This window comes from Acinetobacter sp. YH12072 (genome assembly GCF_013419565.1).
In the GTDB taxonomy this organism is placed as follows: domain Bacteria; phylum Pseudomonadota; class Gammaproteobacteria; order Pseudomonadales; family Moraxellaceae; genus Acinetobacter.
In genome coordinates this window covers 15220-39629 of record NZ_VOZV01000002.1, presented here as the reverse complement: position 1 = coordinate 39629, position 24410 = coordinate 15220, and the positions used below count along the sequence as shown (strand labels likewise).

The 24410-nt window shown below is 43.4% G+C and carries 22 protein-coding genes; 19 read left to right on the top strand and 3 right to left on the bottom strand.

Annotation, left to right across the window (positions count from 1 at the left end; genetic code table 11):
* The first annotated feature begins 22 nt into the window (after nucleotides 1-22).
* The 7 genes from FTU19_RS01400 (at nucleotide 23) to FTU19_RS01370 (ending at nucleotide 8734) form a co-directional block, all read left to right on the top strand.
* Nucleotides 23-721: a tetratricopeptide repeat protein gene (locus FTU19_RS01400; RefSeq protein ID WP_005232125.1), complete on the top strand. Its 699-nt coding sequence runs from the start codon at nucleotides 23-25 to the stop codon at nucleotides 719-721.
* Nucleotides 718-1866 (top strand): outer membrane protein assembly factor BamB, encoded by a 1149-nt coding sequence (bamB, locus tag FTU19_RS01395; protein WP_180002361.1) that lies wholly within the window; start codon nucleotides 718-720, stop codon nucleotides 1864-1866. The genes FTU19_RS01400 and bamB overlap by 4 nt, the downstream gene beginning before the upstream one ends.
* Before the next feature lie 176 nt (nucleotides 1867-2042).
* A complete protein-coding gene (der, locus tag FTU19_RS01390; protein WP_180025127.1) occupies nucleotides 2043-3455 on the top strand; it encodes a ribosome biogenesis GTPase Der in 1413 nt (470 codons plus the stop codon).
* A 262-nt stretch (nucleotides 3456-3717) separates the two neighbouring features.
* Entirely contained in the window at nucleotides 3718-5226 is a 1509-nt protein-coding gene (locus tag FTU19_RS01385) for a hypothetical protein (protein WP_180129968.1), read from the top strand.
* Entirely contained in the window at nucleotides 5217-7277 is a 2061-nt protein-coding gene (locus FTU19_RS01380; RefSeq protein WP_180025128.1) for a hypothetical protein, read from the top strand. The genes FTU19_RS01385 and FTU19_RS01380 overlap by 10 nt, the downstream gene beginning before the upstream one ends.
* 21 nt (nucleotides 7278-7298) lie before the next feature.
* Nucleotides 7299-7994: a hypothetical protein gene (locus tag FTU19_RS01375; protein WP_180025129.1), complete on the top strand. Its 696-nt coding sequence runs from the start codon at nucleotides 7299-7301 to the stop codon at nucleotides 7992-7994.
* Nucleotides 7995-8086: 92 nt separating this feature from the next.
* On the top strand, nucleotides 8087-8734 hold the full coding sequence (locus tag FTU19_RS01370; RefSeq protein WP_180025130.1) for a 4'-phosphopantetheinyl transferase superfamily protein: 648 nt from the start codon (nucleotides 8087-8089) through the stop codon (nucleotides 8732-8734).
* 25 nt (nucleotides 8735-8759) lie between these two features.
* On the opposite strand, the gene FTU19_RS01365 is transcribed toward FTU19_RS01370, so the two are convergent.
* A complete protein-coding gene (locus FTU19_RS01365) occupies nucleotides 8760-9530 on the bottom strand; it encodes an SDR family oxidoreductase (protein ID WP_179992370.1) in 771 nt (256 codons plus the stop codon).
* A 90-nt stretch (nucleotides 9531-9620) separates the two neighbouring features.
* On the opposite strand from FTU19_RS01365, the gene mazG reads away from it, so the two are divergent.
* The 12 genes from mazG to FTU19_RS01305 all read left to right on the top strand — a co-directional run bounded on the left by mazG (nucleotide 9621) and on the right by FTU19_RS01305 (nucleotide 22004).
* Nucleotides 9621-10433: a nucleoside triphosphate pyrophosphohydrolase gene (gene mazG / locus FTU19_RS01360; protein ID WP_180025131.1), complete on the top strand. Its 813-nt coding sequence runs from the start codon at nucleotides 9621-9623 to the stop codon at nucleotides 10431-10433.
* The gene (locus FTU19_RS01355; protein WP_159124105.1) at nucleotides 10393-10821 is read left to right on the top strand and encodes a ComEA family DNA-binding protein; all 429 of its coding nucleotides are present in this window, start codon (nucleotides 10393-10395) and stop codon (nucleotides 10819-10821) included. Before mazG ends, FTU19_RS01355 begins: the two co-directional genes overlap by 41 nt.
* Before the next feature lie 136 nt (nucleotides 10822-10957).
* Nucleotides 10958-12433 (top strand): polynucleotide adenylyltransferase PcnB, encoded by a 1476-nt coding sequence (pcnB, locus tag FTU19_RS01350; RefSeq protein WP_180025132.1) that lies wholly within the window; start codon nucleotides 10958-10960, stop codon nucleotides 12431-12433.
* On the top strand, nucleotides 12430-12915 hold the full coding sequence (gene folK / locus FTU19_RS01345) for a 2-amino-4-hydroxy-6-hydroxymethyldihydropteridine diphosphokinase (RefSeq protein WP_179992366.1): 486 nt from the start codon (nucleotides 12430-12432) through the stop codon (nucleotides 12913-12915). Before pcnB ends, folK begins: the two co-directional genes overlap by 4 nt.
* A 52-nt stretch (nucleotides 12916-12967) precedes the next feature.
* Nucleotides 12968-13777: a 3-methyl-2-oxobutanoate hydroxymethyltransferase gene (gene panB, locus FTU19_RS01340; protein ID WP_004782128.1), complete on the top strand. Its 810-nt coding sequence runs from the start codon at nucleotides 12968-12970 to the stop codon at nucleotides 13775-13777.
* Nucleotide 13778: 1 nt separating this feature from the next.
* Nucleotides 13779-14627: a pantoate--beta-alanine ligase gene (gene panC, locus FTU19_RS01335; protein ID WP_180025133.1), complete on the top strand. Its 849-nt coding sequence runs from the start codon at nucleotides 13779-13781 to the stop codon at nucleotides 14625-14627.
* An 18-nt stretch (nucleotides 14628-14645) separates the two neighbouring features.
* Nucleotides 14646-15497 (top strand): RNase adapter RapZ, encoded by an 852-nt coding sequence (rapZ, locus tag FTU19_RS01330; RefSeq protein ID WP_004782131.1) that lies wholly within the window; start codon nucleotides 14646-14648, stop codon nucleotides 15495-15497.
* Nucleotides 15494-15763: an HPr family phosphocarrier protein gene (locus FTU19_RS01325; RefSeq protein WP_180025134.1), complete on the top strand. Its 270-nt coding sequence runs from the start codon at nucleotides 15494-15496 to the stop codon at nucleotides 15761-15763. The genes rapZ and FTU19_RS01325 overlap by 4 nt, the downstream gene beginning before the upstream one ends.
* A gap of 2 nt (nucleotides 15764-15765) precedes the next feature.
* Nucleotides 15766-16299, top strand: coding sequence for a ribosome biogenesis factor YjgA (gene yjgA / locus FTU19_RS01320; RefSeq protein WP_005232100.1), 534 nt, complete (start codon nucleotides 15766-15768; stop codon nucleotides 16297-16299).
* A 648-nt stretch (nucleotides 16300-16947) separates the two neighbouring features.
* Nucleotides 16948-18216, top strand: coding sequence for a sensor histidine kinase KdpD (locus FTU19_RS01315; RefSeq protein WP_180025135.1), 1269 nt, complete (start codon nucleotides 16948-16950; stop codon nucleotides 18214-18216).
* Nucleotides 18217-18302: 86 nt separating this feature from the next.
* The gene (gene glnE / locus FTU19_RS01310) at nucleotides 18303-21053 is read left to right on the top strand and encodes a bifunctional [glutamate--ammonia ligase]-adenylyl-L-tyrosine phosphorylase/[glutamate--ammonia-ligase] adenylyltransferase (RefSeq protein ID WP_180025153.1); all 2751 of its coding nucleotides are present in this window, start codon (nucleotides 18303-18305) and stop codon (nucleotides 21051-21053) included.
* Nucleotides 21054-21077: 24 nt separating this feature from the next.
* On the top strand, nucleotides 21078-22004 hold the full coding sequence (locus tag FTU19_RS01305) for a branched-chain amino acid transaminase (RefSeq protein ID WP_180002350.1): 927 nt from the start codon (nucleotides 21078-21080) through the stop codon (nucleotides 22002-22004).
* Nucleotides 22005-22062: 58 nt separating this feature from the next.
* Here the strand turns inward: FTU19_RS01305 and FTU19_RS01300 are convergent, their stop codons facing one another.
* Nucleotides 22063-23085, bottom strand: a complete 1023-nt coding sequence (locus tag FTU19_RS01300) for an NAD-dependent epimerase (protein ID WP_004813072.1) — start codon at nucleotides 23083-23085, stop codon at nucleotides 22063-22065.
* On the bottom strand, nucleotides 23082-24251 hold the full coding sequence (locus tag FTU19_RS01295; protein ID WP_180025136.1) for a nucleotide sugar dehydrogenase: 1170 nt from the start codon (nucleotides 24249-24251) through the stop codon (nucleotides 23082-23084). The genes FTU19_RS01300 and FTU19_RS01295 overlap by 4 nt, the downstream gene beginning before the upstream one ends.
* Nucleotides 24252-24410: the final 159 nt, after the last annotated feature.

Genomic DNA, 24410 nt, shown 5'->3' with positions numbered 1-24410 from the left:
ACATTAGGAAAAAGGTAATCGCATGAGCGCAATGACTGATGATGAACAACTTGAAAGTTTAAAATCCTTCACGAAGAAGTATGGTTCTTCGATCATTATCGGGATTCTGGTTGCGCTGATTGCCTTTTTCGGATGGGAATATTGGCAGAAGAAAAACCTGGCGGAATCGCAAATGCAGACTGCCAAGGTTCAGCAACTGATGGATGAAGCACAGGCTGCAGATGGTGATGCTTTTGCCAAGCTATCTGAAACTGCAGACAAGATTGTCAAAGAAGCGCCAGATTCAGCTCAAGCGATTCAAACCCAGTTGGTCATGGCGAAACTGGCTTATGACAAGCAGGATTACGCTGCCGCTGAGAAAGCATTACAAAAAGTTGAAAACTCTAAAGTTGATGATAAAGGCCTGGTTCAGGTCGTTAAATTGCGTCTGGCTTATGCACAATTAGCACAGAAAAAATATGATGCAGCCCTGAAAACTTTGGATGCAGTGACTGAACCTGCATTTAAAGCAACCGCCGATGAAGCACGTGGCGATATCTATGTTGCCAAAAATGATATTGAAAATGCCAAAAAAGTATATCAAAGTGCATGGGATGCTTTGATTGAACGTAAAGAAGAACGTCAAATTTTACAAATTAAGCTCGAAAGCGTAGGCGTGTTGGTCGATGACCCGGAAATCGAACGCCCAATTATAGAAACACAAGTGGAAGAAGCTGAATGAACAGAACATATAAAATCACCTGTGCTTTAACTGTTTTAACTCTTGCACTCGCTGGCTGTGCGGGTAAGACCAATAAAGTACCAGAAGTAAAACCGAATCCACTTCCAAAAATCAGTCAGACTAAAACACTTGTTCCTGTATTTTCGACCAGTGTTTCTTCAACAGAGAAGGCTGATCCGCTACGTTTACGTCTGGATGCGGATAACGGAGTCGTATTTGCGATCGACCCTAAAGGTGAAGTCACTGCTTTTAATGGCAAGCAGCGCCTGTGGCAGAAAAAAGTCAGCAAAGATACGTTAAGCTCTGGCGTTGAAGCCGCTGATGGGATCGTGGTGGTTGGCAGCAACAAAGGCCAACTGATCGCACTGGATCAGCAGACTGGCGAACAACGCTGGACTGCACAATTGACTGGTGCCATCTTGGCGCCTTCTTTGATTCATGCAGGTCGCGTAATTACTGTCACTAATGACGGTACTGTATATGCTCACGAAGTGGCCTCAGGCGCTCAGGTCTGGACCTATGATTTACCGAATGTCCAGTTTAGCCTGCGTGGCATGGCGGCTCCGGTGCCTTTAGATGCGCGTAATGTATTGATTGCGACTTCAAATGCTTATATTTATGCAATCGATGCCTTAAGTGGTGTGCCTAAATTGCAGCGCCGTGTTGCAATCTCGGATGGTCGTTCGGACATTCAGCGTTTGATCGATATTGACGGTGATCCTGTCGTAGCAGGTCAGTTTATTGTGACCACCAGCTATCAAGGTCAGGTGACTGTATTTGATCTGGCTTCACAACAGGTGATCTGGAGCGAAGATGCCAGCAGTATCCAGCGTCCGGAAGTGGTGGGCAATGGCGTCTTCGTTGCCCAAACTGATGGTAAAATCAGTGCTTATGAAATTACCACTGGTCAGCCTTTATGGGAAAATGATCAGTTGTTGAATCGTCAGCTGAGCAATCCGGTAATGCTCGGAACTGAGCTTGTCGTAGGTGATCTGGACGGAGTATTGCACCTGCTGGATCCATCAACAGGGCAGATTATTGGCCGTGCTAAAACTTCTGGTGAAGTGCGTCATTTACGTGTAATTGACAACCAGCTCTATGTTTCGACTCGCAAGGGTGCATTAAGCATCTGGCAGAATCGTTAATTTTTGTTTGGCTTATGCTAAAATAAGCCAACCGTATTTTTTACGCGGGGTGATTGAATGTTCAATGCCCCGTGTTTTTATTTATTTTAGGCTTTAATCCTATTCCCTTTTTCTTCCAAAACTTTCTGATGTTCAGGCCATTTTTAGACAGCCTGATATTGAATAAAGGTTAATCTATGAAACCCGTAATTGCGCTCATTGGTCGTCCGAACGTCGGAAAATCAACTCTGTTTAACCAGATAACCAAGAGCCGTGACGCATTGGTGGCAGACTTTGCTGGTCTGACACGCGACCGTAAATATGGTGATGCGATCTATCAAAACAAATCTTTCATTGTCGTGGATACTGGTGGTATCGGTGAAAATGAAGGCGGTATTGACTCCTACATGGCTGAGCAGTCTAAAACTGCGATCCATGAAGCCGACATGATCATTTTTGTGGTCGATGCACGTGCCGGACTACTGGCATCTGATGAACAGATCGCTCGTGAACTGCGTACTTTGGGCAAGAAAGTTTTTCTTGTAGCTAACAAAGTTGATGGTGTGCATGCTGAAGCTGCTCTGGTCGAGTTTTATAAACTCGGTATGGGCGAGCCTATGCAGGTTGCTGCCAGCCACGGCCGTGGCGTACAGCAAATGCTGGAAGAAGTACTTGAAGATGTGCTTGAAGATGAAAGTCCAGAAGAACATGACAAGAATACTGGTCTACGTCTTGCAATTATTGGTCGTCCAAACGTAGGTAAATCGACACTAGTAAACCGTCTATTGGGTGAAGAGCGTGTTGTAGCGTTTGACCAGCCAGGAACGACGCGTGACTCAATCTATATTCCTTTTGAGCGTGATGGTCGTCAATACACCCTGATTGATACCGCTGGGGTACGCCGTAAAGGTAAGGTTGATGAAATGATTGAGAAATTCTCAATTGTGAAAACCTTACAGGCGATGAAAGATGCGCACGTAGTGGTGATTGTGGTGGATGCCCGTGAAGGCATTGTAGAGCAGGACTTGCACCTGATCGGTTATGCACTGGAAGCTGGCCGTGCTATGGTGATTGCGATTAATAAATGGGACAACATGTCCGAATATGATCGTAAACAATGTAAGCTCGATGTAGAGCGTCGTTTTGACTTTATTCCTTGGGCGAAAATCCACCTGATTTCTGCGTTACATGGTACAGGGGTCGGTGAGATGTATCCGTCGATTCACCGTGCTTATGATTCTTCACATCTGAAAGTATCACCAGCGAAGCTGACTCAGATCCTGAATGATGCCACTGAAGCGCACCAACCGCCTACTGTACAAGGTCGTCGCATTAAGATGCGTTATGCGCATATGGGCGGACAGAATCCACCGACTATCGTGGTTCATGGTAATAAGGTAGATAAGACACCTGCGGACTATCGCCGTTACTTGGAAAACGTATTCCGTAAAGTTTACAAACTTGAAGGTACACCAGTAAAAATTGAATTTAAAACCTCAGAAAACCCGTTTGAAGGTCGCAAGTCACAACTGGACGAGCGGACTGCTGCGCGTCGCCGTCGTTATGTACAGAAATTTAAGAAAGCCGAGAAAAAATTTAAACGTGGTTAATTGCCATAGTTAAATAAAAAAGCCTGCGAAAGCAGGCTTTTTTATATCTAAGAAAATAAAAATATATTAGTAAACTTAAATTGTAAATTTAGAAAAAATTAAATATTTGTTTAATTCTAATCATTTAGTATAAAAATAAATTAAATGTTAATGTTATATGTACTATATTTGTATAAAATTGTTAACTCATTCACAAGAATGAAAATTGACTGAAAAAGATCACAATAAATAATTGCCTGGATTTTGGCAGTGTGAGGGGAACATGAAAAAAACAGCATTGGCCTTAATCTGTATGGTGGGCTTACCAAGCCTTGCGTGCGCTGAACTGATCAAAGTAAATGGTGAGGGTAGTAGCCCTATTAATAAAAAAGATCCGGTAGCTACACGTAATCAAGCATTGAATAATGCAAAAACTGATGCGGTCATTGCTTTAATCAAGAAAATTAATGGTCCCCAAGCCATGCAAGATGCCCAGCCGCATCTGGCAGATATTGTGAAACAGGTTGACAATAGCTACGTATTTAATCGTGGTAGCCAAACTAATGGCAACAAAGAGCTAGTGACTTCTATTTCAATTGAAATGGATGATCAGGAATTTCGTCAGATCTTAAATGATCTGGGGCTATCTAAAAAGGCTAGTCGAACCAGTCCGATCATGATTGTGATGGATGAGTATTTCGGTGTACCACGTGACAATTCAAAACCGGTTAAAGAATTTACTTCGTACTTCTCTGATAAAAGCTATGCCTATGATGAAAAAGCCAGCTATGACGCGAAAGAAAGTGCCAAAGCAAGTGAAAGTTCATCTTATTCCTCGAAAGGAAAGTCATCGGCTGCAGCAGGTTATGCTTATGACAATTACTATGGTGCAGGCGTAGGCGTCGCAGCACGTTCATCCAGTCATAACAATTCAGGCAAATCTGCATCTTCAGCAAGTTATAACGCTAGTGAGTCAGCACGTTATAGCCAGTCTGAGCGCCAGAATGACATCCAAAGCTTTGTGAAATATGTGGAATATCAAACACCATCTACAAAGCCAGAACGAGAAAACCAGACACTGAATGCGATTGCTAGTTCGGCATCTAAATATGACCTGCGTTTAATGGATTCGGATCTGTTCCGTAGCCGTTATTTAAAAGGGCGCAGTATGAGCATTCAGCAATTACTGAGTGATGCAGAACTGGCCAAACTCGCAGCTGCTGCTCGTCAGGAAAAAGCGGACTGGTTCATGGTTGGTAGCTCTCATATTTTTGATCGTGGCCGTTCAGGTGCAACGGGCCAATTCGTGTGTGATGGTGCAATCAGCTATAAAATTTATTCAGTTGATGATGGCACGCTGATGGGCGGTGATACTCGTACTGAATCCTCTACAGCAGCAACGACAGATTCTTGCCGGACCAATGTTGCCCGTAAATTGGGTGAAATGACTTTGACTGAAGTTGGTCCACAAATTCTGGCTTATTCGAAAAACCGCAGCATGTATGGTAAAGAAATTACTCTCTTTGTGAAGAGCGTATCGGGCAGTGTCTCTAGCCGTTTGGGGGATGACCTCTATGTAGCTTTAGATGAAATGGACGGTGCTGAAAATATCGATATCCGTACCCAAGATGGCAAATTGGTTGAAATGACCATGACTTATAAGAGTGAAAAGCCTCTAAGTGCCGAACTTGCAAAAGAGCTGCGTCGTGTGAATCCTGTTCTATCTAATGCCGAACGCTTGCAGGCAGGGAATACCATCACTTTATGTATTGGTGGTACCCAATGCAAATAAGCTTTAAAAAAGTCGCGCTTGCTGTAGCACTCATGGGTGCTGTCAGTGCGCAAGCGAATATTCAGGTTTTTCCGGCTAAGGGAATTTACGGGCTGGAACTGCCTTGCCGTCAATCAGCAGACCATATAGAAGCAAATGCTTCGTCGATTTCCTGTGACTTTAGCAAGGCAGTATCGAACGAAGCGCTTCGTCAACAGGTTGCACGAACCTTCGAGCAGCAGTTGAAACAGGCTCTGCAAGATCAGGTAGTTGCCTCTATTTCTCAGCAGAATAAACATCGATCTTATGTGGCTTCGCTGGAAGTTTTGCGCGCCAGTGAATATGTAGTGCAAAAAGAATCTACAGCCGAGATTTTTTTGCCTGTTACCTTAAGTTTAAAGCTAACCAATGTCCTGTCTGGGGAAGTGATTTATACCGATAGTGCAACTCTGTCACAGCCAATTCAGGTCTTAGCAAACGATATTGAAACAGCTGCAACCCGTCAGGCAGTTCAACAGAAATTTCAAAGCAGTTTGCTGACTCTGACTCAGCAACTGGCTCAGGATCTCCAAAAGAAATTCAAAGTATCTGAGGTGCAGACCAAGGTAATTGATCGCTGGAAATCCTATCTGGTTTTGGACAAAGGCTTTAATCAGGGTATTGCTAAAGATGATGAGTTGAGTTCAGAGTCAGGAGATCTGATTCGGGTGGTGCATGCTGACAGCGATTATGCAGTGGCATTGCCTGTATTGATGAGTGGTAGTGCTAGCCAGTTCAGCAAGATTTCAGCCAATACCCGTCAGGCATTGAATAAGCCTAAAACTTTAGTTGTTGATGTCTTGACCTATCAAGGTGAGTCAAAGGATCTGATTGAACAGATTTTTTCTGATGCAATTGGGGAAAATGCCTCATTCACCCTTACACCGGTGAATAAACGTTATAGCACATTGGCACAGAGTATCAGTGAGCAGACAGGTTTGAGCAATCAGGAAACTCAGCTGCAGCGTGAACTGCCTGAATTTTTCATTCGTATAAATGTGATTCCTGTGATTGGTTATCAGCAGCAAGTCGGAAAGATGACCCAGCAGCAAGTAGTTCATAGTGAAGTGTTTGCCGAAATGATCGACCGTTCAGGACGTGTGATTTATTCCGCACATGCCACTGATGAAATTAATGAAACTATTTCTCAAGGTATGGGTTTTTCACTAGATACGCGTAAAGAAGTTGCACTTAAAAATGCCTTGGTAAAATTGGGCCAGCAATTCCAGAAAGGGATTCAGTTTACCCGTTCAGATTTGCAGGTATCGAGTGGCGGTAGCGAAACCATTACGATTCAGGATGCCGGCGAACGTTTAACTACAGGAATGAAAATTCATGTCTATAATCGTGAAAAAGTTGCCCAGCGTGAAGTATTAATTCCAACTTGGGAAGCTACAGTAATTGAGCGTCAAGGGGCTAAAGTTAAAGCACAGTTGGATTTCCCTGTAAGTGGAAATGACCGTCTGCCAGTACGTTCGGGTGACAGTATTTTGGTAGATAGTCATGCGGCTGTCGGTGACTCAAAACTTGCACGGGTATTGTGTCCAAGTCTACATACCGATCAAGTAGGTGAAATTCCATTTTATGGATTTGGGCCACTGATTTATCACGCATTTACCAGTCAGTCTAAACGTCCATTTTATGCGACTGGCTCAGGATTCAAAGGCCAGACCAGTTTACAAACGTCGATTGCCAGAATGACCGAAAATGCCGGCTTTAAAAAACAGCTTAAATTAGACTTGTATGTGCCAAAAGACGAATGCTTACAACCGGCATTCAAGATCCAAGTCAAAGAAGACTCTATCAAATGTAATGTGGACAAATCCAGTTGTGATGCCACTTTGGTACTGGCTGGAGGAGCACGCCGTTTTAATGCAAAACAGGAACGTGTGGGAGCTGTTGGCTTGCAACAGGAAGTCAATTTAAAGGGTATTGATATCACCCATCGTCATGAAATGTACAACATTCAGATGTTCAAGGCATTACCAAAAATTTTAAATCAGATCGTGCAAAAGGCCGATGCAGTTCAATAAGGAATTATGAGGGGAAACATTATGAAAAAAATCGCAAGCGTATTAATTGTAGGTAGTGCTGTATTAACATCACAAGCTCATGCAGGTCTTGGAACATTGAGCAGTCTGGCTTCAAAAGTAGTTGAAACCACCACTGGGACATCTACACAAAATCTGGATTTGGCTGGTTTTTTGAAACAGGCCCAAGCTACCAATGCTATGTTTACTCAGAGCCGTACTGCACTGGCAACCTTGTTTGCTGAACGTAAGGACAGCGAAGAATTGAAAACCAAGTTAAATAGCTTAAAAACAACTTCTGATGTGAAAGAAAAAGCAGCAATCCAGAAAGAAATTACCAAACTGACCGATGAAGTTTTAGAAGCATCGAAAAAAGATGAAGCTGCAACACTTGAACGTATTAATGCATTAAGTGTGAGCCAGAAACAACTTTTGGTAAATTCACTGACCAACTTTGCAATTGCAGGTTTATCTGCACGTGAATTGGTCGTGAATAGTAAGCAGGTATCGATGCAATTGCTGACTAATCCAATGAGTCTTTCTAATAGCGGTATGTCATTGATGGATGCTAAAGGTTTACTGAGTGATGTTACGGGTATTGCCAAAAACTCGACGATGGCACTGGTTGAATATCCACAGCTGATGAAAAAAGCGGGCTTAAACTTTAAAGCACCAGAATCTGCAGCAGCAAAACCAGTTGATATTTCAGATTCTATCTAATATGTATGAAATTAGCCTGTTTTCGAACAGGCTTTCTTTTTCTGTCTGGCGACGTAAAATGCAGATGTCGATCTGTTTTTAAGAGTTTTGCATTGTCGCGTAATATTCAAATTTATCTACAAAAAATTGATCAGTTCTTTTTCACAGATCCTCATCAATCACGAGTAGAGCAAATTAAGCAGCGTAAACTTGCGATTTATAATCATCGTAATCAGCTACTTTCAGATCAACTCAATCGACCGGTTCAGTCTTCAGATTTTGCTGCCACCGAATACGGCAAACCCTATCTTTCAGCCCATCCAGACTATGGCTTTAATCATACGCATAGCCAAAACTTTTATGGATTAGCAACAAGCAAACATATTCAGAATTTGGGGATCGATATCGAAGAACTTAATCGAAATGTACGTTTTGAAGCCCTAGCCCAACACGCTTTTCATCCTGAAGAGCTGAAACAGTGGCAGGCATTAGATTACGATCCTGAATACTGGTTTAAAGTCTGGACCACCAAAGAGGCGGTCCTAAAAGCGTCAGGCCTTGGAATCCGGATGAACCTGAATGAGCTGAATACCCAGATTCATCCACATCAAGATGGAGGACGTTGTGAACATCCAGAAATTGGAATTTATGCCTATCAAAACTATACTTTAGCGGGTTGCATGCTCACTGTGGCCTGGCAAAGCGAGTATTCTTGTAAAGGCCTAAGATTTCCAACGATTCAGATTCATCAAGCTGTTTGAAAGTAGAGTAAGCCCAAAATATTTCTTATTGTTTGGCAATCATTAAATTACTCAGCCGGTTAACGAACTGTGGACTCATTCGAGATAAGTGAAATAAAAACTTACTCTTGAATCCGACTGGATGATGGGTCACTTGCCAAATTGAATCTTTTAGCTGTGCCAGTTTGAAAATATCCTGCGCTACATCCTCAGCTTTTAGATGCACGCCCATTTTTTTGATACTTTCGGCCTGCATATCTTTCACCATTGCAGTGCTAACAAAAAGCGGCATCACATCAAATACCCGAATGCCATATTTTTGCCATTCGATATCTAGTCCTTCAGTCAAACCACGAACCGCAAATTTGCTGGTTGCATAGGAAGCCAGATCCGCTTGGCCATAAATCGCCGATGCTGAAGACAGGTTAATGACCCGGGCAAAGGAAGCCTGCTTTAAGTAGGGTAAAGCAGCATGACAGCCATTCAGGACGCCTTTAATATTCACGTCAAGGGTGCGATGGTGATTAGTAATATTCGTTTCTTCAAAAGGACCAGAATATAAAATCCCGGCATTATTTACCAGAATATTGATTTCACCTGACCAGGATGCGAATTCAGATAGAGTAGTTTCCCATGATGCATAATCGGTTACATCCAGAAAGCCAGCTTTGGCATGTTCACCGAGTTGCTGGGCCAATTGTTCTGCCTGTTCAAGATTAATATCATAAATTCCGACTTTATAACCTTGCTGGTAAAATAGCCTGGCTGTCGCGGCACCAATTCCTTGTGCTGCACCACTAATCAATATACTGTGCATGTGCTTGATCTCCTTATTGTCTTTTTTTTCTTGAGCATAACAAGAAACAGGCAAAATAATGCGGCTATTTGGTAAAGAAGAGGTTTTACGGTGGAACAATTACTCCAAGTCATGCGTGAGTTACGTGAAAAATGTCCATGGGATCGGCAGCAAACTCCCGAATCTCTGACCAAATACGCGATTGAAGAGGCCTATGAGGTTGAAGCAGCGGTGCGCTCTGGCCAAACCAATGAAGTGCGGGATGAGCTAGGGGATTTGCTGTTACAGGTCGTATTTCAGTCACAAATGTATAGCGAGCAGGGCGCTTTTGATTTTCAGGATGTGGTGCAGGCGATTACCGATAAACTGATCCGACGCCATCCGCATGTATTTCAGGCTGAACAGTTTGCACAGCTGAGTCCTGAAGATGTCTCGGTACTCTGGAAAGAAATCAAGCAGAAAGAAAAACAGGGTAAGCCACGTTCACGTTTGGATGAGATCAAGCATGCACCTGCACTGCAACAGGCGGATGAGATCCAGAAAAATGTCGCCAAAATCGGCTTTGACTTTCCAGATGTCGCGGGTGCCTATGGCAAGCTGGAAGAAGAACTGGCTGAACTCAAAGAAGCCGTTGCTGGACAAAATTCCGATCAAATACTCGAAGAATTTGGAGACTGCTTATTTTCACTGGTGAATGTTGGTCGTAAACTTGGTGTCTCAAGCGAGATGGCATTATTGGGCACGATCCATAAATTCCGGACTCGCTTTGCCCTGATGGAAGATCGGGCAGAACAACAGCAACTCAATCTGGAAAGCCTGTCATTGGCTGAATTGGATCAGCTCTGGGAACAGGCCAAATTAGAATTAAAACAAAGAGCCGCTCATGAACAAAGTACAACATCGCATAGGTCCAGCATGGATTAATACTGTCCTGCTAGGCATTTGGCTGGCCTATACTTCAATTGGAACAGTACATGCAACTGCAACCGATTATGCAGAATGGAAAGTACGTCAGCAGCAGCATGATGCACGCCTGAAGAAGAAAATTGCTGCTGCTACCCCCGTTTCTGAAAACAACCATTATCTGGCTAAACCTGCATTATCCGCCTCTTCAGCTGCTGATAAAATCAGTCTGAATCAGGCCAGTATTGAGCAGTTACAGCAGTTAAATGGCATCGGGCAGAAGAAAGCGGAAGCGATCATTGAATACCGGCAAAAAAATGGTAAATTTAAAACAATTGAAGATATTCAACAGGTCAAAGGCATCGGGCCGGCCTTATTTGCCAAAAACAAGGATAAACTGGCTTTGTAAGCATGCTGAATTTATTGTAAATAAGCCATCCATCTGAACCATGAGAATGACATAATCAAATTGCCCTTTAGCGGTGTAAGCGATATGATTAGCGTCATCTTAGAATTTTACGTTCAGACGTAGGAGACAGCGTCTTTTGCAAACTTTGCGCGCGTCAAAATGTGGTTTATCAACCGCTCAATTACCTTCTTATATTCTCGATGTGATTGATGCCTTAACCAAGGCAGGCTATGAAGCTTATATCGTAGGTGGTGGTGTCCGGGATCTGATGCTGGGTTTAAATCCCAAAGATTTCGATGCAGTGACCAATGCTACACCAGCTCAGGTTAAAGAAGTGTTCGGACGGCGTTGTCGGATTATCGGACGACGTTTCGAGCTGGCGCATGTCTATTCGGGCCGTGAACTGGTTGAAGTGGCAACTTTCCGTGCGCCTCCTAAAAAAGCGGTGACCTCTGCAGCAGGGATGATCCTGCGCGATAATAACTGGGGCACCATTGAGCAGGATTTTGCTCGTCGAGATTTTTCGATCAATGCCATGTATTACCAGCCACGCAAAGGTATCGTGCTGGATTTTTGCAATGCAGTAGATGATATTAAACACAAAACGCTGCGTTTACTGGGTGATCCGACTCTAAGATTTGAGGAAGATCCGGTCCGGATGCTGCGAACTTTACGTTTTGCAGCCAAACTCAATTTCAGTATTGATAAAGCCATTCTGGATATTTTCACTCCGGAAATGACCCAGCTTCTACGTGATGTGTCTCCACACCGTCTCTATGATGAATCGCAAAAGCTATTCACTATGGGACATCTGAATCGTGTGATGCCAATGCTGATCGATTTTGGCATCTGGCGTCAGCTGTTTGCCGATATCAAGCCAAACATTACTGCATTTATTGAACTGGCAGCGAAAAATACCGATCAGCGTATTTCGATTGGCAAGACCATCAATCCGGCTTTCTTCTATGCGGTATTGTTGTGGCAACCGTTCCTAGAGCGCTGTGATTTTTATCTGTCTAAAGGGGCCGTGCCTGCAGAAGCACGTGCACAGGCAGGACTGGATGTACTGAAACGTCAGGCTACCCGTACTGTGATTCCACGCTTTGCGGAAACTTTCATTCGTGAAGTCTGGGAAATGCAAACCCGCTTGCTCAATCCAAAACCACAGCAAATTGAAGCATTATCAGGTCATGCACGTTTCCGTGCCGGCTTTGACTTTTTGTTGCTGCGTGAAAAATCAGGCGATGAAACTGCACAGGGTATGGGAAGCTGGTGGGAAGCCTATCAGCAAATGGGCAGCGATGAAAAAGAGCGTGCCATTGCCCAATATAACCGTCAGCGTGCCAAGAGCCGTCGCAAGGCTTCTCAGGAAGAACATCTGGAACAGCGCCTGGCTGCACAAGATGTAGCAACCGAGATTGAACCTCTGGTGAATGAGCCGGAACCACGTAGCCGTCGTGCGCGTAAAGCCAAATTTGAGAATGAGCGTAGCAAACCGATTTCTCATGTGGCGGCCAGTGCCAGCGGCGACATTGGTGCAGACCATCCAATTACCAAGCGTAAACGGGTACAGCGTGATTTAAGCCAGGTTATTTTTGGGCCTACACAATGACAGTGACCTATATCGGTTTAGGAAGTAACCTGGGCGATTCACGCCAGATTCTGGCTGAAGCCGTGCAAAAGCTGGCAAGTTTGGGGCAGGTAAAAACCTCACACTTGTACCAAAGCCCACCCATGGGGCCACAAGATCAGCCGAATTATTTTAATGCTGTCGTACAGTTAATTACGGATCTGGCACCGCTGGATCTGCTGGATCGTCTGCAAGCCTTCGAACAAGAGGCTGGGCGTGTGCGTCTACGTCATTGGGGTGAACGTACCTTGGATCTGGATCTGCTCATTTACGGTGATGAACAAATTCAAAATGAACGGTTAACCGTACCGCATGTGGGCGTGCTGGAACGTGACTTTGTATTGGTGCCATTACTGGATATTGATGCCAACTTGCAGCTGAATGGAAACACATTAAAAGACCTGGACATCGTCAAGCAATCAACCTTAACGGTTTTTGACCGCACGAATTGGGCAAATATTTAATTTTTAATTATTGGCATGTTCGAGAGAACTTCAATAATAGAGGAACATCTTCATGATCAGTCTCAGTGATTTAAGACGATATAAAGCGGAAGGACGCAAATTTTCTTGCCTGACTTGCTATGACGCCAGTATGGCCAAAGCCATGGAAATTGCTGAAGTTGACAGTATTCTGATAGGCGACTCTTTGGGTATGTCGATTCAAGGTCGTGATTCAACCTTGCCTGTGACTGTAGAAGATATGGCTTACCATACCGCAGCGGTACGCCGTGGCAATCAGCATGCACTGATTATGACTGATCTGCCATTTATGAGTTATGCCACTCTGAATGATGCATTACAAAGCTCAAAAACGGTGATGCAGGCCGGTGCACAAATGGTCAAGATGGAAGGTGGTGCCTGGTTGGCGGAAACCGTTCAGGTTCTAACCCGTAACGGGATCCCAGTCTGTGTTCACTTGGGTCTCACACCGCAGTCGGTGCATGTCTTTGGTGGCTATAAGCTACAGGCCCGTACCCGTGAAGCGGCCGATCAACTGATTGCTGACTGTAAGGCAGTGGTTGAAGCCGGTGCAGCAGTGCTGTTGCTGGAATGCGTGCCTGCACAATTGGGTCAGGAAATTACTGAACTTTTCCCACATATTCCAGTGATTGGTATTGGAGCAGGGGCAGCCACTGATGGCCAGGTATTGGTCGTTCAAGACATGCTTGGTCTAACCTTTGGCCATACCGCGAAATTTGTACGTAACTTTATGAAAGAACAGTCTGGTGCGACTGCAATTCTGGATGCATTTAAAGCCTATCATGCGGCTGTTTTAGATGGTTCATTCCCAGCACCTGAACAAACATTCCAAGTCGAGTTGTAACATGAAAACAGAAACAACCATCCAAGGATTATCTGCTTCGCTCAATCCTGCACGTTCTGCGCGTAAAATTATTGGTTTTGTCCCGACCATGGGCAACCTGCATCAGGGGCATCTGAATCTGGTGCGTGAGGCGCGTAAACTGTGTGATGTCGTTGTTGTGAGTATTTTCGTTAATCCGATCCAGTTCGGACCTAATGAGGATTTTGATAATTATCCACGTACTTTAGAGCAGGATCAGCAGTTACTGGCAGATGTGGGTTGTGACATTGTCTTTGCCCCAACTGTAGAGCAGATGTATGGTAATAAGCCACGTCTGACCAATATCAGTGTATCTGGTATCACCAATGATCTATGTGGCTTACAGCGTCCGGGTCATTTTGATGGTGTGGCGGTCGTGGTGACCAAGTTATTTAATATTGTTCAACCTAACTATGCTTTCTTTGGTCAGAAAGATTATCAGCAATTGGCTGTGATTCGTCAGTTTGTTCAAGACCTGAATATTCCACTGGAAGTGATTGGTGTGCCAATTGCCCGCTCTGAAGATGGTCTGGCACTTAGTTCGCGTAATGGCTATCTAAGCGAGCAGGAACGTGCAACAGCACCAGTCATTTTCCAGAGTCTGAAAACTGCTGAGCAGCAGTTACATGCAGGTAAAACTTTGGAGGAAGCACTGGCTGGTATCCGTCAAACTTTGACAGATGCAGGTCTGGTAGTGGACTATATAGAAGCCCGTACACCGGAATTGCAGAAAATTGATGAATTTAATCAGGATGTCGTGATTCTGATCGCGGCGAAATTAGGGAAAACTCGTCTGATTGATAATCTGCAGATCAAATATGCAGCTGGATAAGTAAAAGGATCGTAAGGCATGAAGCGCATTTTAATTGTGACAGGACAATCTGGCTCAGGTAAATCTTCTGCATTGCAGGTACTTGAAGACTTGGGTTATTACTGTATTGATAATCTGCCTTTGGCCTTACTTCCTGAAATTGTGGCGAAGCTGGACTGTGAAAATAATCTGGAACAGTTGGCGCTTGGGGTGGATGTACGTAGTACCCGTGCAGATTTGCAGGAATTCGACCATGTGTTTGAACAGCTGCAACAGCATGGTACGGTGGATGTCATCTATCTGACCACGCAGGATCAGGAGCTGATTGCCCGTTTTAGTGCGTCACGCCGTCCGCATCCTTTGGCTGCCCGTTTCAAGAGCCTGCATCAGTGTATTCAGGAAGAAAAAGTCCTGCTGATGCCAATCCAGCTCCGCTCTACAGTGCATATCGATACCACCGATAAAAGCGTGCATGATCTAAAACATACCTTGCTGTACAAGCTGGGGCAGACCGATAACCTGATTGTGATTCTGCAATCTTTTGGCTATAAGCATGGCATTCCTTTAGATGCTGACTATGTTTTTGATGTCCGTCATTTGCCGAATCCGCATTGGGAACTCGAGCTGCGTAAATATTCAGGCCTGGATCAGCCGGTACAGGAATTCCTGGAAAAAAGTGATCAGGTCGAAGACATGTTCCAGGATATTTATCATTTTTTAGACAAATGGCTGCCGACCTTTGCTGAGGGTCATCGTCATTATATGACCATCTCGATTGGTTGTACTGGCGGCCAGCATCGTTCTGTTTATATTGTGGATAGACTAAAAAAAGCGCTTGAGGCAAAATGGTCTATTCAAGTCCTCCACCGAGAAATGAAGCACTGGTCATGATTGATACGACTGTTGACGTAATTAATAAACTAGGTTTACATGCGCGTGCATCAGGTAAACTCATTGAAGTTACCACCAAATTTCGTTCCAATATCCAGATTGGCAAGTCGGACAAATTGGTTGATGCCAAAAATATTATGTCCTTGCTGATGCTTGGTGCGGGCAAAGGAACAACTTTACGCTTGGTGATTGAAGGTGCAGATGAGGAAAAGGCCTTATCTGAAATTCAGGCACTGTTTGCGGCAAAATTTTATGAGGCAGATTAATCGTGGCACGTCGACCGAGCAGTTTAACTGAAGAAGACTTTGAATCTTTAGAGGGACGCGCAAGTAAAACCGAACAGAAAAAAGCAGTTCAGCGTATGGCTGCTTTAGGCGCACAGTTGGCAGAACTGAGTGCGAAACAAATTAAAAATTTACCCGTTGAAGAACGTCTGATTGAAGCTTTGCTGGATGTCCAGCAAATCAGTTCACATGAAGCACGCCGTCGTCAATTTTCACGTATTGGTAAATTACTTCGTAATGAAAATGAAACCGTGATTCTGTCTTATCTGACTCCGAAACAGGGTTTGAAAAAGACAGCACAATTGCAGCGTTGGGTTGACCGTATCGTGAAAGATGGTGATCCTGCAATTAATGAATTTACCAAAACCTATAATGCGACAGAGCGTCATACCTTACGTCAGCATTATTTACGTGTGCATCGTGATCTAAAAAATCAGGCACCGGAAGAAGAAGTGGCAGCCTCAAAGCAAAAGCTGTTTAACTATGTGCAGCAAGTTGCCCTGATTTCAGATAACTGATTATAATGAATAAAAAAGCGATATTTTGTCGCTTTTTTTATTCACTCTAATTAATTTTTATTTTCCATGAAAATTCAAGAATGTTCCTATAAGTCATTGTTAACTGTAAAAAAATGTAAACTTTTAATATTTTTGATTACGTAAAAAATTGGTTTTAGTGCATAAATAAACTATTTAAATCACTCAATATTTTATGATTATTAAGAATATTTAAAAAATAGAAATAAATTTAGGGCAAATTAATATTATTGGCGATCTATTTTTTCAGAAGGTGACAATAAGTATTTTCTATATATTTGAAAATTCAAAAGCTTTTATTTACCTAAAGATCAGAAGAAAAATGAGCTGTTTTTATCTTCCTCAGATTTCAGAACTCAGATGATATTGAAACAATTTGAAATGAATTCAGGAATTTCAAATAATTATATGTAATTTTTTATAAGAGGAATATTTTCTCAAGTAATTCTTAATATTTAAATATCAAGGTATTAAGCTATCAATGTATCTTTAGAGAAATAAGTTAACAAATCCTTTAGTCGATAAATGAGATTTTAACGTTGAGTAAATATAGAATCTTTGTTATTGATTGTATCAATTTAGTCGGTTGTAATTTTTATCCTATATTCCATAACATCCAGAGAGGCAGACATGGAACTAAAACTGCTAGAGATCGGTCAGAATACGGAGCAGTTAAGCTCGTGCCGTATATCTCTCATTTTAGGTGTCTATACCTCTGACAATTTATTAGACACCTTCTGTAAGGTCGCGCGTAAAGTACTCGGCGTTAAGACCTGTATCATCGGATTCCATACGGAACCTTATATCTGGTACAGCTGTCCGCTCGGTTTTCGCGCTTTGCACGTACCACAGAATGTGGACATCCCTAAATATCTACAAGAAATGGATGTGATCGATCAAAATCATCCTGCATATGTAGAACTATCAGATCATGTGAACAGCCTTGGCGTAGTCCATCAGCGGCTCGTAGCATTCAATTTGAAATCAGCCCAAGGACAGTCTTTGGGGCAGGTGGTTTTCTTTGACGATCAGACTGAAGTATTTGATCAGGAAGCTATTATTATCGTCCAGCAATTTGCTGAATCTTTAGTAAAACGAGTTAAACTGAATGAGGAACATACACAGCTGAAAGAGTTATACGAACAGCAATGTGCACAAAACTTCAGTAAAACCAAATTCTTCCAAATTATTGCTCATGACCTGCGTGCACCTTTCCATGGCTTGTTAGGCTTCTCGGAAGTGCTGGCACAGGAACGTGACACTCTGGATGAATCCAGTATCCAGAGTATTTCTGATTATTTATATGATACGGCTCAATCGACGTATAACTTGTTAGAAAGTCTGTTGACCTGGGCGATGGCCGAGGGTGGACGTTTCGTTTATCATCCGATTAACTATGAATTAAAACAGTCTACTAAAATTGTCTGTGATGTACTGAAAAGTCTGGCGTTGAAAAAGAATATTGAGCTGATTGACCAGGTTCCTGAAGATATTAAGGTGCATGCTGATATCAATATGATTACTTCGGTCTTGCAGAACCTGGTATCGAATGCGCTGAAATTTACTCCAGTTGATCAGGGTGGCCAGGTGATTCTGGCTGCTGAAATGGAAGGTGAGCAAGTCAAGATTACTGTTCAGGATACTGGTCTCGGTATGACTGAAGAGCAAATGGAAAATCTGTTTAGACCTAATCTCACAGTGAGCTTAAAAGGCACAGACAATGAGAAAGGCGCAGGTCTGGGTCTGGTACTGTGTAAGCGTTTTGTAGACCTGAACCATGGACAGATTGTCGTAGATTCTAAAGAAGGCGCTGGAACCACCTTTACTGTGCATTTACCTAAAGTGACCAATGATCATCAGGCATTGGTACTTGAAGACCTGCATACTGAAAAGTCCTGAAAATCATAAATTTCTATTAAAACCGTTCCCACTCGGCCTGAACTCCTGCTATAACTAAATAAAAGTTTTGAGGGAATCACCGAGTGATGGATGCGGTACAATTGCAGAAAACCTTAAGAGCCAGTCAGTATGCAGAACAGGTATTGGCCAATCATCAAGATCTATTGAATCAGGATTATGCAATTGATCAGTTTCAGGGATCACTCGGCACTGAACAGATTCAAGACTTAATCTATTCCAATCTATTAAATATCAGCGATGAAACCATGTGGATGCGTAGTTTACGTATTCTGCGTGCTCGCCTGATGTTCCGCTGGATCTGGCAGGATGCCAATCAACTCACCGATGTCATCACACTGACTCGAGAGCTGTCTGATTTCGCCGATGCCTGCATTTGCGCTGCCAAAGAGTTTGCCCGTATTCCTCTAGTCGCCAAATATGGCCAGCCAATTGGCTATAACGGTAAAGTTCAAGACCTCATCATCATTGCAATGGGCAAGCTGGGCGCTCAGGAACTCAACCTTTCCAGTGATATTGACCTGATTTTTGCCTTTGATGAACAGGGTGAAACGGATGGGCGCAAATGCATTGACGTTCAGCAGTTCTGTATCCTATGGGGACAAAAGTTAATCTATCTGCTAGACCATATCACCGCTGAAGGTTTTGTATTCCGCGTTGATATGCGTCTGCGACCATGGGGTGATGGTTCTGCTCTGGCCATCAGTCATGCCGCACTAGAAAAATATCTTAGCCAGCATGGGCGTGAATGGGAACGCTATGCCTGGATCAAAGCCCGCATCGTCAATCCGAGTCCAGAAGGTGATGAACTGCTGGATATGACCCGTCCTTTTGTATTCCGTAAATATGTCGATTACAGCGCTTTTGAAGCCATGCGCGAAATGAAGGCGATGATTGAGCGTGAAGTACAGCGCCGTAATATTGAAGATGATATCAAGCTTGGCGCAGGCGGGATTCGTGAAGTTGAATTTATAGTGCAGGTTTTTCAGCTGATTTATGGCGGAGCCAAGTTAGAGCTGCAAGACCGGCAATGTCTGGTCAGCCTGAATCATCTGGATGAGGCTGAACTCCTGGATGAACAGGCGGTGACTGACCTCGAAGATGCCTATTTATTCCTTCGTCGGGTAGAGCATGCTATTCAGGCGCTGCATGATCAACAAACCCAATGTTTGCCGACTGAGCCAGATTTACGTCAACGTATTGTGGATACTTTGGGCTTTTCAGACTGGTCCGCCTTTATGGAAGTGCTGGATCAAAAACGCGCTAAAGTGATTTACCAGTTTGAGCACTTGATCAAGGAAAATGGGCCAGAACCACAAGGTAAAAGTTTTTCTCAACTCGAACAACAGCTGAATGAAGTTTTGGATGATCATGCAAAAAATCTGGTGCATGAATTCTGGCATGGACATGCCTTAAAAAAATTGCCAGCTAAAGCCATTCAACGTTTAAAAACATTTTGGCCCTACCTGATTGAAGCCATTCTAGAATCAGATAAACCGCAAGTTGCACTGGTCCGCCTGATGCCATTGGTTGAATCCGTCATGCGTCGTACCGTTTATCTGGTAATGCTGATTGAAAGCAAGGGTGCTTTACAGCGTTTGGTAAAAATGGCGACTGTCAGCCCCTGGATCTGTGAGGAACTTACTCATTATCCGGTATTGCTGGATGAATTCCTGTCGATGGATTTTGAATTGCCTAAGCGTCAGGATCTGGAAGATAGCCTGCGTCAGCAATTGCTCAGAATCGAAATTGATCAGGTTGAAGACCAGATGCGGGTGCTGCGCCTATTTAAAAAATCCAATGTACTTGCGGTAGCGGCCAGTGATGTGTTGGCAGAAAGTCCTTTAATGAAAGTCTCGGATGCCTTAACGGATATTGCAGAAGTCTCAGTGAATGCTGCGCTACATCTGGCTTATCAGATTGTGGCCAAACGACATGGTTTTCCGCTGGATGCAGAAGGGCAGCGCTGCTCGATAGAACATACGGCTTTTGCCGTCATTGGCTATGGCAAAGTCGGTGGCATTGAGTTGGGCTATGGTTCGGATCTGGATCTGGTCTTCATTCATTATATGGGCGAGCAGGCTGATACGGACGGTCTCAAGCCGATTAGCGGTTTTGAGTTCGCTATGCGCGTAGCACAGAAGTTTATGTCGCTCATGACCACACAAACACTGGATGGACGTGTCTATGAAGTTGATACCCGTCTACGTCCTTCTGGAGAAGCGGGGCTGCTGGTCACTAGCCTGAAAGCATTTGAGCAATATCAGTTGAAAAATGCATGGCTGTGGGAACATCAGGCCTTGGTGCGTGCACGCTCCATTGCCGGTGAAAATAGCTTGAGAGAGACATTTGAAGCACTACGCTGTAAAATTCTTACCCAGAAACGCGATATCTGTCATGTACGTAGTGAAGTTCTGAAAATGCGTCAGAAAATGAAAGATCATCTGGGTTCTTCCAAAGAGCAAAAAAAAGATGGGATTTTTCATTTAAAACAAGATGCAGGTGGTATCGTTGATATCGAATTTATGGCACAGTATGCGGTGTTAGCTTGGAGTGGGACGAATAAAGATCTCGCCCATTACTCCGACAATGTAAGAATCCTTGAGGATGCCGCAAAATCAGGTTGCTTATCCAGCGACGATGCGACTGCTCTGATTCAAGCTTATCTCCGTGAACGCGCCGAGAGCCATCGCTTAGCCCTTGCAAATCAATCCATGCAAGTGTCTGCAAGCGACTGGCACGATACCCGAAAGACCGTTTGCAAGTTATGGCAAAGACTGATTGATCCAAGTGCAGTATTTGCACCGGATAGTGAATAATTGTGAAAAATTGGAGTTTGTGGCATGAATTTGGCTGATCGTGATGGTTTCATTTGGCAAGATGGACAACTAGTAGACTGGCGTGAGGCGAAAACTCACGTATTAACACATACTTTGCATTACAGCATGGGTGTGTTTGAAGGTGTCCGTGCTTATGAAACCCCGAATGGAACGGCTATTTTCCGTCTGAAAGAACACACCAAACGTTTGCTCAATTCTGCAAAAATTTATCAAATGAAAGTTCCATTTGATCATGCAACATTAGAACAAGCTCAAATTGATGTGGTTCGTGAAAATAAATTGGCATCTTGCTATTTACGTCCAATTATTTTTATTGGCTCTGAAAAATTAGGTATTGCTGCTACTGACAATACTATTCATGCTGTAGTTGCAGCGTGGAGCTGGGGTGCTTACCTTGGTGATGATGCGATGGCGAAAGGTATTCGTGTAAAAACTTCATCATTCACACACCATCATCCAAACGTGACGATGTGTAAAGCCAAAGCATCTGGTAACTACACATTATCGATTCTTGCTCACCAAGAAGTGGCACATTCTGGTTATGACGAAGCAATGCTGCTTGATCCGCAAGGCTATGTATGCCAAGGTTCAGGCGAAAACGTATTCCTGGTACGTGATGGCGTAATTCATACTCCAGACATCGCTGGTGGCGCATTAGACGGTATTACTCGTCAATCGATTATTACCATTGCTAAAGATCTTGGTTATGAAGTGGTAGAACGCCGTATTACCCGTGACGAATTCTATATTGCAGATGAAGCTTTCTTCACTGGTACTGCTGCTGAAGTAACACCAATCCGTGAATATGATGACCGTCAAATTGGTGAAGGCGTACGTGGTCCAATCACAACTCAAATCCAGAAAGCTTACTTTGATGCAGTTCAGGGTAAAGACCCTAAATATGCGCACTGGTTAACTTACGTAAAATAAGTTCAACAGATAAAAAAAGGACTCAAATGAGTCCTTTTTTTATGGCTAGAAGAATCTATTAAACCTGATAGAAATCCCGATACCAGTCAACAAACTGTTTTACGCCATCTTCAACAGAAACGGAAGGTTTGTAACCTACACTTTGTTCTAGTGCTGAGCTATCCGCGAAAGTATCTGGTACATCACCGGGTTGTAGTGGCAGTAGGTCCAGAATGGCTTCTTTGCCGACTGCTTTTTCAATGGCATGGATATATTCAATCAGTTTGACTGGCGAATTATTGCCGATGTTAAAGATCCGGAACGGGGCATTGCTGGTGGATGGATCAGGATTGTTGCTATCCCAGTCTGGATTTGGTGCAGCAATCTGGTCACTGGAACGGATCACGCCTTCAGCAATATCTGCAACAAAGGTGAAATCACGGGTATGGTTGCCGTGATTAAAAACCGGAATAGATTTGCCTTCAATAATATTCTTAGTGAACTTAAAGAGAGCCATATCCGGACGACCCCAAGGACCATAGACAGTAAAAAATCGCAGGCCTGTAGTTGGTAGTTTGAATAAATGGCTATAGCTATGTGCCATCAATTCATTGGCACGCTTTGTTGCTGCATAGAACTGGATCGGATGGTCGACACCATGCTTTTCACTAAAAGGCATGGTAGTGTTGGCACCATACACGCTACTGGTACTGGCATAAGTCAGATGTGGTGTTTTGGCATAGCGACAGGCTTCAATGATATTGGTAAAACCGACAATATTGCTTTCCACATAACTCATCGGATTTTCAAGCGAATAACGTACGCCTGCCTGTGCAGCAAGATGAATCACGCGATCAAATTGATGTTCCTGAAAACACTTGTCAACTGCGGCTTTATCTGCAAGGTTGGCATGATAAAAGTCGAACTGCCCCGACTGCTGTTCCGCTGTTTGAGTTAGCAGATCTACACGTGCCTGTTTTAACGCTGGATCGTAGTAGTCATTCATGTTGTCAAAACCGACCACATCATCACCACGTTCTAAAAGCTTTTTGGAAACATGAAATCCAATAAAACCTGCTGCACCTGTTACCAGAATTTTCATTCATCGCCTCCAAAAATATCACGTGTATAAACTTTATCTTCAACATTACTGAGATCTTTAGATCGACGATTGGTGATGATCACCTCTGCCCGCTGTTTAAAAATTTCTAAATCAGTAATTACTTCAGATTTAAAGAACTCTGCTTCTTTGAGCGTTGGCTCATAGATAATGACTTCAATACCTTTAGCCTTAAGGCGTTTCATCACGCCTTGGATGGCAGAGGCACGGAAATTATCTGAACCACTTTTCATGACTAGTCGATAAATCCCTACTACAGATGGATGTTTTGCCAAAATGGAATCGGCAATGAAGTCTTTACGGGTACGGTTAGAATCCACAATGGCCTGTATCAGATTGCTTGGTACCTGACTGTAGTTAGCCAATAACTGCTTGGTATCTTTTGGTAGGCAGTAACCGCCATAACCAAAGGAAGGGTTGTTATAGTGGTTGCCAATTCGCTGATCCAGACAGACACCTTCAATAATTTGCTGAGTATCTAAACCGAACGTTTGTGCATAGGTATCCAGTTCATTGAAGAAAGCCACGCGCATAGCCAGATAGGTATTGGCAAATAACTTGATTGCTTCAGCTTCGGTTGAGTCAGTAAACAGCACAGTGCTGTCTTTTTTGATTGCACCTTCAATCAGCATATCTGCAAATTGTTGGGCACGCGCTGACTTCTCTCCAACAATAATACGTGATGGATAAAGGTTGTCATGTAGGGCTTTACCTTCACGCAAGAACTCTGGAGAGAAAATAATATTGTCTGTATGAAATTTCTCTTTAACCGTTTTGGTGAAGCCTACCGGAACCGTAGATTTAATAATCATGACCGCTTGAGGGTTGATCTCGGTCACATCACCAATGACGCTTTCGACGCTTTGGGTATTAAAATAATTGGTTTTGGTATCATAATCCGTCGGTGTCGCAATAATGACAAAATCTGCGTTCTGATAAGCTTCATATTTGTCAGTTGTTGCACGGAAGTTTAGTGGCTTTTCACTTAAAAAAGTTGAAATGTCAGGATCCTGAATCGGAGAAATCTTCTGATTTAACATTTCAACTTTATTGTCAATAATATCTAATGCCACGACTTCATGATGTTGTGAGAAGATCATGGCATTGGAAAGGCCGACGTAACCGGTGCCTGCAACTGCTATTTTCATATCAACCTGATTATGTATTTTTAATAGGGGAGCCAGAGCCCAAGCCAATAGTGGTGTTCTCAAGGCGGTTTCATATCATACCATAAAGTATTTTGAGTATTATGAAGGTGTTGAAAAGCGGGGGAGTAACTTTGCTTTAGAGATGGTATGATATGGCGC